Annotated in this window: 7 protein-coding genes; 1 reads left to right on the top strand and 6 read right to left on the bottom strand. The window is 64.8% G+C overall.

Going from position 1 to position 9,567, the window contains the following annotated elements; all coding sequences use genetic code 11:
* Nucleotides 1-184: 184 nt before the first annotated feature.
* From EN964_RS14140 to EN964_RS14130, 3 genes are all read right to left on the bottom strand, one after another.
* Nucleotides 185-1,573 (bottom strand): pitrilysin family protein, encoded by a 1,389-nt coding sequence (locus tag EN964_RS14140; protein ID WP_127266867.1) that lies wholly within the window; start codon nt 1,571-1,573, stop codon nt 185-187.
* 139 nt (nt 1,574-1,712) lie between these two features.
* The gene (gene rsmD, locus EN964_RS14135) at nt 1,713-2,267 is read right to left on the bottom strand and encodes a 16S rRNA (guanine(966)-N(2))-methyltransferase RsmD (RefSeq protein ID WP_127266868.1); all 555 of its coding nucleotides are present in this window, start codon (nt 2,265-2,267) and stop codon (nt 1,713-1,715) included.
* Complete coding sequence (locus tag EN964_RS14130; protein WP_236383411.1) at nt 2,264-4,543, bottom strand: pseudouridine synthase; 2,280 nt, start codon at nt 4,541-4,543, stop codon at nt 2,264-2,266. The genes rsmD and EN964_RS14130 overlap by 4 nt, the downstream gene beginning before the upstream one ends.
* A 281-nt stretch (nt 4,544-4,824) precedes the next feature.
* Here EN964_RS14130 and EN964_RS14125 point away from each other — a divergent pair, with 281 nt between their 5' ends.
* Complete coding sequence (locus EN964_RS14125) at nt 4,825-5,274, top strand: nucleoside deaminase (protein WP_127271509.1); 450 nt, start codon at nt 4,825-4,827, stop codon at nt 5,272-5,274.
* A gap of 36 nt (nt 5,275-5,310) precedes the next feature.
* Here the strand turns inward: EN964_RS14125 and EN964_RS14120 are convergent, their stop codons facing one another.
* From EN964_RS14120 to EN964_RS14110, 3 genes are all read right to left on the bottom strand, one after another.
* Complete coding sequence (locus EN964_RS14120) at nt 5,311-5,991, bottom strand: hypothetical protein (RefSeq protein WP_127271160.1); 681 nt, start codon at nt 5,989-5,991, stop codon at nt 5,311-5,313.
* A 205-nt stretch (nt 5,992-6,196) separates the two neighbouring features.
* Nucleotides 6,197-9,157 carry an isoleucine--tRNA ligase gene (gene ileS / locus EN964_RS14115; protein WP_127271507.1) on the bottom strand — a complete coding sequence of 987 codons (2,961 nt, stop codon included), beginning with the start codon at nt 9,155-9,157 and terminating at the stop codon, nt 6,197-6,199.
* Nucleotides 9,158-9,390: 233 nt separating this feature from the next.
* The coding region (locus EN964_RS14110) for a MipA/OmpV family protein (protein WP_164775818.1) at nt 9,391-9,567 on the bottom strand (177 nt) is incomplete at its 5' end.

Here is a 9,567-nt window from a genome sequence, read left to right as displayed (position 1 = left end):
GCCGGGCACTTCTCCCCGTATAGTGACGGGGAGAAGGAGGCTGGCCGCAACCTCGGCGTCCGTCTTGCAACCATGGTGATTGGCGAAACCGGCGATGACGGCGCCCCTCTCCCCGTCACTGTACGGGGAGAGGATGCCGGCAGGCAGGTGGGGGGCAGCGCCAACGCTCGATCTCTTCATCAAATCAATTCCCCGCCTGTTGCTGCGGCAAGAGATAGCCGGTGGTCGACCGGGCGAGCACGAGATAGTGCGCGGCGACGGCCTTGACCTCGTCTGTCGTGACCTTGCGGATGCGGTCCGTCCACTGCTGGACGTCCTGCACATTGCCGCCGGTGGCCAGCGTCGAGCCGTAGATGTTGGCCATGGAATCCTGCTTGTCGCGGGCAAAGGTCATCGACCTGACATAGCGGTCCTTGGCCTTTTCCAGCTCCGATGGCGTGACGCCATCCTTGACGATGCGCACCACTTCGGCATCGACCGCCGCTTCGACGTCGGAGATTTTAGCATCGCCGCGCGGCGCGCCATAGACGGTGAAGTTGGTGTCGTCGAGCATGGTGCCCTGGAAAAAGGCGCCGGCGCTGGATGCGATACCTTGCTGGACGACGAGCGCCTGGTAGAGCCGGCTGCGATTGCCGCCGCCGAGGATCTCCGCCAAGAGGTCGAGCGCTTCCGCCTCGCCCGGCTTGCCTGTGTGATAGGACGGCACCACCCATTGGGTGGAAAAGCTCGGCACGCTGACGCGGGCATCGGCGAGCGTCACCGTGCGCTTGGTGTTCTGCTCCGGCTCGACCGGACGGATGCGCGGCGGCAGATCGGGGCCGCGCGCCACCTTGCCATAGGTCTTTTCGGCCAGCGCCCGCACCGTGTCCGGGTCGACATCGCCGGCAACGATCAGCACCGCGTTGTTGGGCCGGTAATATTTGTCATAGAAGGCGACAGCGTCGGCGCGGTTCAGCTGCTGCATCTCCTGCATCCAGCCGATGACCGGGATGCGATAGGGCTGGTTCTGCCACAGCGTCGCATCGACCTCCTCGTCCAGCACGGCCTCGGGGCTGTTGTCGATGCGCGAGCGGCGCTCCTCGAGGATGACATCGCGCTCGGTCTTGATGACATCGTCGGTGAGGATGAGGTTGCGCATGCGATCGGCCTCGAAGCTCATCATCAGCTCGAGCGCCGACGGCGCCACCGTCTCGTGGAAGGCGGTGTAGTCGTAAGAGGTGAAGGCGTTGTTGGAGCCGCCGATATCGGAGATGGCGCGGTCGAACTCGCCCGCCGCATGGTTGGTCGTCGCCTTGAACATCAGATGTTCGAAGAAATGCGCAATGCCGGATTTGCCGGGCGGCTCGTCGGCGCTGCCGATCTTGTACCAGACCATATGGGTGACGATCGGCGCACGGTGGTCGGGAATGACGACCACCTCCATGCCGTTGTCGAGCAGGAAATCCGTGACCTTGAACTCGGCCGGAACCGTGTTGGGCAAGACGGGGCTCTCGGCCAGCACCGGGCTGGTCATGACAAAAGCCAAAGAGGACGCCAACAGCGTTCCGCGCAGCCATTCAATCGTGGATGTCATCAACGGCTCCGGTTCTGTCTGCAGACGATAGGCAAGGTACTGGCGACAAGCAAAGTTAATTGTTGGTCATTTTAGAGGCGGAGCTCGGTTCCTCGCCCCCGTGAAGCGGGGGAGAGGAACCGCCAATCGCGAAGGCGTATCAGGCCGCCTCGATAAAGCGGATGACGGTCTCGCCATAGTTGCGCTCGTCCAGCACGGAAAAGCCGGGGCCCGGCTCGAAGGGCGCCACTGCCGCCTCTTCGACCACGCACAGCGCGCCAGGGCGAAGCCAGCCGCCGGCTTTCGCCGACTGCAAGGCGCGCTCGCCAAGGCCCTTGCCATAGGGCGGGTCGGCAAAGACGAGGCCGAACGGCGCCAGCGTGCCCGCTTCGCCAAGGCCGGTGGCATCGCGGCGGAAGATCTTGGTGCGGCCGGTCAGGCCGAAGGCTTCGACATTGTCGCGGATCAGGCCACGGCCTTCGGCCGATTCCTCGATGAAGACGCCGTAGGAGGCACCGCGCGACAGCGCCTCGAGCCCCAGCGCACCGGTGCCGGCGAACAGGTCGAGCACGCGCGCGCCGTCCAATTGCGCGGCAAAGCGATGCGCCAGCACGTTGAAGACCGCCTCGCGGGTGCGATCGGTCGTCGGACGAATGGCGCTCGAGCGCGGCGTCGCCAGCGGACGCCCGCGAAACTCACCACCGACGATTCTCATCTCGCTTTGGGGCCTCGGGGACCATTGCGCGGACGCTCACCGCCGCCAGCCCCGCCCGGACGTTCGCCTCTCGGCTTGCCGAACGGTCTTGCACCGGCGGGTTTGCCATAAGACGGCTTGAACGATGCCTTGCGCGCCTTGGCTTCAGCCGCCTTGGCGGCATCGGCGTCGGCCCTGCCCTTGCCGATCGGCCGCGCGCCCGGTGCCATCCAGACATTGGCCTTGCGCTGGCCGGGCGGCTCGATCGGCCGCTGCTCGCGCTCGGACTTTTTGCCACCGCCCGGCTTGCCGCCAAAAGCACCACGCGGCTTGTCGCCGAAGCCACCGCGCGGTTTGTCGCCAAAATTGCCGCGCGGCTTGTCGCCAAAGCTGCGTTCGGGGCGCGGGCCGCGTTCGCCAAAACTCTTCTCCGCGCTTCTGTCGGGACTTGTCGACAGTTTGCCCAGCGCCTCGTCGCGGCTGCCTTCGCGGCGCTTGCGGTTCTTGATCAAACCGCCCTCGCCGATCGGGCGGCGCTCACCGTCGCGGGTGAATTTCGGCCGCTCCGGCTCCGGCTCGCGAACTTCGGTGCGCCGCACCGGCTTGTTGGAAAACGGCTTGGTGACATCGGCGTCGAAATTGGCGCCGGATTCCTCGACCAGGCGCTCGCCGAGTTGGTCACGCAGAACCCTGCCCTTGATCTCGAGCACATGGCCCTCGGCGAGGTCATCGAGCTGGAACGGCCCGTAGGAGATGCGGATCAGCCGCGTCACGTCGAGGCCGAGCGAGCCAAGAATGTTTCTGACTTCGCGGTTCTTGCCCTCGCGCAGGCCGATCGTCAGCCAGGCATTGGTGCCTTGCTCACGGTCGAGCGTCGCTTCGATGGCACCGTAGAACACGCCGTCGACGGCAATGCCTTCACGCAGGCCGGCAAGCGCGCTTTCCTCGACCTTGCCGTGGACGCGCACGCGATAGCGGCGCAGCCAGCCGGTGGCCGGCAGTTCGAGCACGCGCGAGAGGCCGCCATCATTGGTGAGCAGCAGCAGGCCTTCGGTGTTGATGTCGAGCCGGCCGATGGTCATCAGCCGCGGCAATTCAGCCGGCAGCACGTCGAAGACGGTCTTGCGGCCCTCGGGATCGCGGTTGGTGGTGACGACGCCGGCCGGCTTGTGGAACAGGAACAGCCGGGTGCGCTCGATCGGCGGGATTTCCATGCCGTCGAGATGGATGATGTCATCAGGCATGACGTTGAAGGCCGGCGAAGTCAGGGCGCGGCCATTGACCTTGACGCGGCCGGCGGCGATCAGCTCCTCGGCATCGCGGCGCGAGGCCAGGCCGGCGCGGGCCAGCCGCTTGGCGATGCGCTCGCCTGCCTCTTCCGCGCCCTCGGCGGGACGCGGGCGCGGCTTGAAGCTGCCGCCTGACGCGCCTTGCGGCCGATCGTTGAAATCCCGCTTCGGGCGATCGCCGAAATCGCGCTTGGGGCGGTCGACGAAGTCACGCTTCGGCCGATCGCTGGCGTCGCGCGGCGCGCGGTCACTGAAATCACGCTTAGGACGGTCGAAACGCTTTTCGCCGCCCGCTGCCGCCGCAGCCGGCCGGTCGCCCCGCGGTGCATAGGGCTTGCGCGGCCCCTCGCGCTTTTCATAGGGCTTGCGCTCGCCTTCGGCGGCCACCGGGCGATCGCCACGGGGCGCATAAGGCTTGCGCGGCCCCTCGCGCTTTTCATAGGGCTTGCGCTCGCCTTCGGCGGCCATCAGCCGGTCGCCGCGCGGTGCATAAGGCTTGCGCGGCCCCTCGCGCTTTTCATAGGGCTTGCGCTCGCCTTCGGCGGCCACCGGGCGATCGCCGCGCGGTGCATAAGGCTTGCGCGGCCCCTCGCGCTTTTCAAAAGGCTTGCGCTCGCCTTCGGCGGCCACCGGGCGATCGCCGCGCGGTGCGTAGGGCTTGCGTGGTCCTTCGCGCTTCTCATACGGTTTGCGCTCACCCTCGGCGGCCATCGGGCGGTCGCCGCGCGGTGCGTAGGGCTTGCGCGGCCCTTCGCGCTTCTCAAAAGGCTTGCCTTCGGGACGCGGGCCTTTGCTGAAAGGCTTGTCCCCGCCCTTGAAATCGCGCTTCGGCCGCTCGCCATCGGCAGCCATCGGCCGATCGCCACGCGGTGCGTAAGGTTTCTTGGCGCCAAAGGACGGCTTGCCGCCCTTGCCCGCGGCGCCATCACGGCTGCGCGGTCCCGCGGCTTTCGGCCCACTCTTGGCCGGACCGTTCCTGGGTCGGAATTTCTTGTCGTTGTCGTCCATGTGGCCTTTATCCGTTTGCGCTGCTACAGCGTGGCGCATCCTTTCGGGCGCGCAACGAACGCTGTAGCACTTTTGATGTGGCGCATGATCATTTTCGAAAACCGAGTCCCGATTTTCGAGGTCCTGCGCTCAATAACAGGATCACTGGAGTTTGTCAGGGAAAAGTGGAGACCGGTTTTTCCAAAAAGACAAACGAAAATCAAAAGCCTGGAGCAAGTGCGGTTCATTCGAAACGAACTTGCTCCGTCAGGTGGCGAGGAGATAATCGGAGTGGAAATCGCGTGAAGCGGCCCGATTTCATGGCGCTGGCACTGAAGGAGGCCGAGGCTGCCGCCTTGCGAGGCGAAGTGCCGGTCGGCGCCGTCATCGCCAATGGCGCTGGTGTTGTCGCCAGCGCCGGCAACCGCACACGCGAACTTGCCGACCCGACCGCGCATGCCGAGATGCTGGTCATCCGCGAAGCTTGCCGCAAACTGTCGGCCGAGCGGCTGACCGGCCATGATCTCTATGTGACGCTGGAACCTTGCGCCATGTGCGCCGGCGCCATTTCCTTTGCCCGGCTGCGCCGGCTTTATTTCGGCGCCGCCGACGACAAGGGTGGTGCCGTGGTCAATGGCGTACGTTTTTTCGCCTCGCCGACCTGCCACCACGCGCCCGACATCTATCCGGGCATGGGCGAGACCGAAGCGGGTCTATTGCTCAAGGAATTTTTCCGGGAACGGCGCGGCTGAACCGGGCGCAACGCCCGGCGACACAACGTGGTGTTCTTACAGAGACGGCATCCAGTCGAACCAGCCGCTGCCCTTCTTGCCTTCCGCCTCTTTCTTGAGGCGGCGTTCCTTCTTGTACTCGTCCTCGCCAAGCTGATCTTGCGGCGCCGTGCCGGCCGCGACACGATACTGCACTGGAGGCTCGCTCAGATATTTGCGGGTGTTCGGATCGCCCTGCTTGCTGTCGGCAAGGCGGCGCTGGATCTCGGCGGCACGGCCCTTGTCGGAATCGGCCGGTGTCCATGCCGGCGGGTGGCTCGACCCTGACTCCGCCATCGCCCTCTTGACCGAGGCCGGGTCCGTCTGCACGTCGTCGATGATCTCCGACTGATAGGCCGGGTCGTTCTGATGGGCGGTGGCGTCGGCGCGCAAGCGGGCGCGGCGCTGCTCGGGCGATTCGGGCCATTCGGCGCTCGCCGTCTCGATGCTGTCCTGCGGGGCCGGCAGCGCTTCCTTCTGGCCTGGCGCCGGCTTCACGAGCGTCGGACGCGGCTTGTAGTCGATCTGTTCCTTGCGCTTCGGCGCGAATGAAAAAGCGCCCGAAATATCGCCGGCCAGTTGTTCGCCGGCGGTCTTGTCGGTGCCGTAGGTCGGAGAGCCCATGCAGCCCGACAAAGCGAGGCCCGACGCGACAAGCGGCGCCAGCAGCGCCAAGCGCGCATTATATCTCTCGGTCATGCCAAAAAGTCCCACTCTAGACAGCCTCTCGATTGCCACCAGCTTGTGGCCGGTCCCCATCGTCCAAGCACTTGCGACGGAAATCCGGCGACAATTTGTCTTCCGGAGTTTCGCGTGTTTACCTCAACCACTCGTTAAGGGCAACGCGCGGGCGGTTTTCGCCCGCCCGGCGTGGCATTTGTGCACCGATCCAGCCGACTAACCGTTAAAGTCGGCCAAGCGCTTTCAATTCATGCAGCACCGCCGCATCCCTGGCCGAAACATCCGGGAATTCCGGATCCTGGCCAACATCGGCGGTGTAGCGCCAGGAGCGTGCACATTTTAACAGGCCACGATCCTCGGCCTTCTCGACCACCACGGCGACACCCTTGACGTCGTCGATCGCGAAGGCACCAGCCGGTGCCTCGCCATGAGCGATGACCAGATCGCTGGTGATCGCCATCTCGGCCATGTCGACATCTGAAATCGCCGCTTCGAGCGCTGCGTCGTTGATTGTGACGACCGGCACCGCTTCCAGCGACGATCCGATCACCTTCTGGGCGCGCGCGATCTCCAGCGCGCCGGTAACGACGCGCCGCACCTGCCGCACCTGGCGCCACTTTTCCGCCAGCGCCTCGTTCTTCCAGTCCGCCGGGATTTGCGGGAACTGGTCGAGATGCACCGAGACGGCGTCGGGATGACGGTCAAGCCAGGCCTCCTCCATGGTGAAAGGCAGCATCGGCGCCAGCCATTTCACCAGGCAATCGAAGAGATGGCGCACCACCTGCACCGAAGCCTTGCGCTTCAGGCTCGACGGCGCGTCGCAGTAGAGCGCGTCCTTGCGGATGTCGAAATAGAACGCCGACAGCTCGACCACCATGAAATCGAGCAGCATGCGGGTGATGCGCTTGAATTCGAAGGCGTCGTAGCCCGAGCGCACGACCTCATCGAGCTCGGCCAGCCGGTGCAGCATCAGCCGCTCCAGCTCCGGCATTTTCTCCAGCGGCACCTCTTCGCCATCGTCATGGGCAAGCGTACCCAGCATCCAGCGGATGGTGTTGCGCAGCTTGCGGTAGGCGTCGATGTTGGTCTGCAGCACGTTCTTGCCGAGCCGCTGGTCCTCCCAGTAGTCGGTCGTCACCACCCACAGACGCAGTATATCGGCGCCCGACTGCTTGATGACGTCCTGCGGCACCACGGTGTTGCCCAGCGACTTCGACATCTTGCGGCCATCCTCGTCCATGGTGAAACCATGGGTGACGACGGTGTCGTAAGGCGCCCTGCCCCTGGTGCCGCAGCTTTCCAGCAGCGACGAATGGAACCAGCCGCGATGCTGGTCGGAGCCTTCGAGATAGACGTCGGCCGGCCATTTCAGGTCAGGACGATCTTCCAGCGTGAAGGCGTGCGTCGAGCCCGAATCGAACCAGACGTCGAGGATGTCCATCACCTGCTTCCACTTCGAAGCGTCGTGATTGCCAAGGAAACGCTCCTTGGCATCAGCAGCGAACCAGGCGTCGGCGCCCTCCTGCTCGAAGGCGTCCATGATGCGCTGGTTGACCGCTTCGTCCTTCAGCACATTGCCGTCGGCATCGGCGAAGACAGCGATCGGCACGCCCCAGGCGCGTTGGCGCGACAGCACCCAGTCCGGCCGCTCCTCGATCATGGCGCGGATGCGGTTCTGGCCGGCGGCGGGCACGAAGCGGGTGTCGTCAATGGCCTTGAGCGCCCGGCTGCGCAGTGTCGAGCCGTCGCCGAGGTCCTTGTCCATGTAGACGAACCACTGCGGCGTGTTGCGAAAGATGATCGGTTTCTTGGACCGCCAGGAGTGAGGGTAGCTGTGCTTCAGCCGGCCGCGCGCGAACAGCGCGTTGCGCTTGATCAGCTCGTCGATGACGGCCTGGTTGGCGTTGCCCTTCTTGCCGTTGTCGTCGATGACACGCGCCGGTCCACCCTCCCGGTCGGGGCCGAAACCCGGCGCGTCCTTGGTGAAGAAACCGCCGTCGTCGACGGTGAACGGGATGGCGGGATCGATGCCGCGTGCGCGCAGATCCACCGCCGCATCCATCCAGGCGTCAAAGTCCTCGCGGCCGTGGCCGGGCGCGGTGTGGACGAAGCCGGTGCCGGCATCGTCGGTGACGTGGTCGCCGGCGAGCATCGGAACGGCAAAGTCGTAGCCGCCGCAAAAACCCTTGAGCGGATGCGAAAGCGTAAGGCTTCCAAGCTCTTGCGCCGAAACGCTGCGGAGACGATTCAAGGTGACCTTGGCCTTGACCGAGGAGTCTTCGGCCAGCGCATCGGCAAAGATCAGTTTTTCACCCGACTGCGGGCCGAATGCGTTCTCGGCTGCCGTGACCTCATAGAGGCCATAGTTGATGCGCGGCGAATAGTTGACGGCACGGTTGCCGGGGATCGTCCATGGCGTCGTCGTCCAGATGACGACATGTGCCTGCAGCAGATCGAGTGCGCCCTCCGTCAGCTTGGTCTCGCCATCGACAGGGCGGGCCAAGCTGGCGACCGGAAACTTCGCCCAGATCGTGTCGCTCTCATAGTCGTGGTACTCGATCTCGGCCTCGGCCAGCGCCGTGCGCTCGACCACGCTCCACATCACCGGCTTGGAGCCGCGATAGAGCTGGCCCGACATGGCGAATTTCAAGAGCTCGCCGGCGATGCGCGCCTCGGCATGGAAAGCCATCGTCGTATAGGGGTTCTTGAAATCGCCGATGACGCCGAGGCGCTGGAACTCGGCCCCCTGCACAGCGATCCAACCCGCGGCGAACTCACGGCATTCCTTGCGGAATTCGTTGACCGGCACCTCGTCCTTGTTCTTGCCCTTGGCGCGGTACTGCTCCTCGATCTTCCACTCGATCGGCAGGCCGTGGCAGTCCCAGCCGGGCACATAGTTCGAGTCGTAGCCGCGCATCTGGAACGAGCGGGTGATGACATCCTTGAGGATCTTGTTCAGCGCGTGGCCGATATGGATGTTGCCGTTGGCGTAGGGCGGCCCGTCATGCAGCACGTATTTCGTGCGGCCGGCAGCGCTCTCGCGCAGCTTGCGGTAGAGATCCATGTCCTGCCAGCGCTTGACCAGCAGCGGCTCCTTCTCCGGCAAGCCGGCACGCATCGGGAAATCCGTCTGCGGCAGGTAAAGCGTTTTGGAATAGTCGATCGTTTCAGTTGTATCGGTCATTGGTCTGCCATTTGCATTGCCCGGCGGGCGTACAAGCTCGGGCGTGAACTATCATGTTATGGAAAAAGCGCGAGGGGGCGCGCAGAAACTCCCGGCGGCTCCGGCGGCGCTCAGGCCACCCGGAACACCGGGCCTGTAATTCGTATCGCGATCGCGAAAAGGCGCGAAAAGCTGGTCATGGCTGGGCTTTTAGCCGAAGCCACGGCAGGAATAAAGCGTCTCGTTCGATTCACCTACATCGTGAAATCGAAGCGGTAGGTGGTCGACACGCCAATCATGAACTGGTTGCGGTCGCCGCGCTCCTTGACCAGGCTGGAATCGGCCGCCGGTCCCATCAGGCGCGAATATTCGCCAAACAGGCTGGCGGTCATCGGCTCGGTCACCTTCCAGGTTATGGCGCCGCCGAGGCC

Origin of the sequence: Mesorhizobium sp. M7A.F.Ca.CA.001.10.2.1 (genome assembly GCF_003998575.1) — a bacterium.
GTDB lineage: Bacteria > Pseudomonadota > Alphaproteobacteria > Rhizobiales > Rhizobiaceae > Mesorhizobium.
This window is presented reverse-complemented; position numbering and strand designations above follow the sequence as displayed.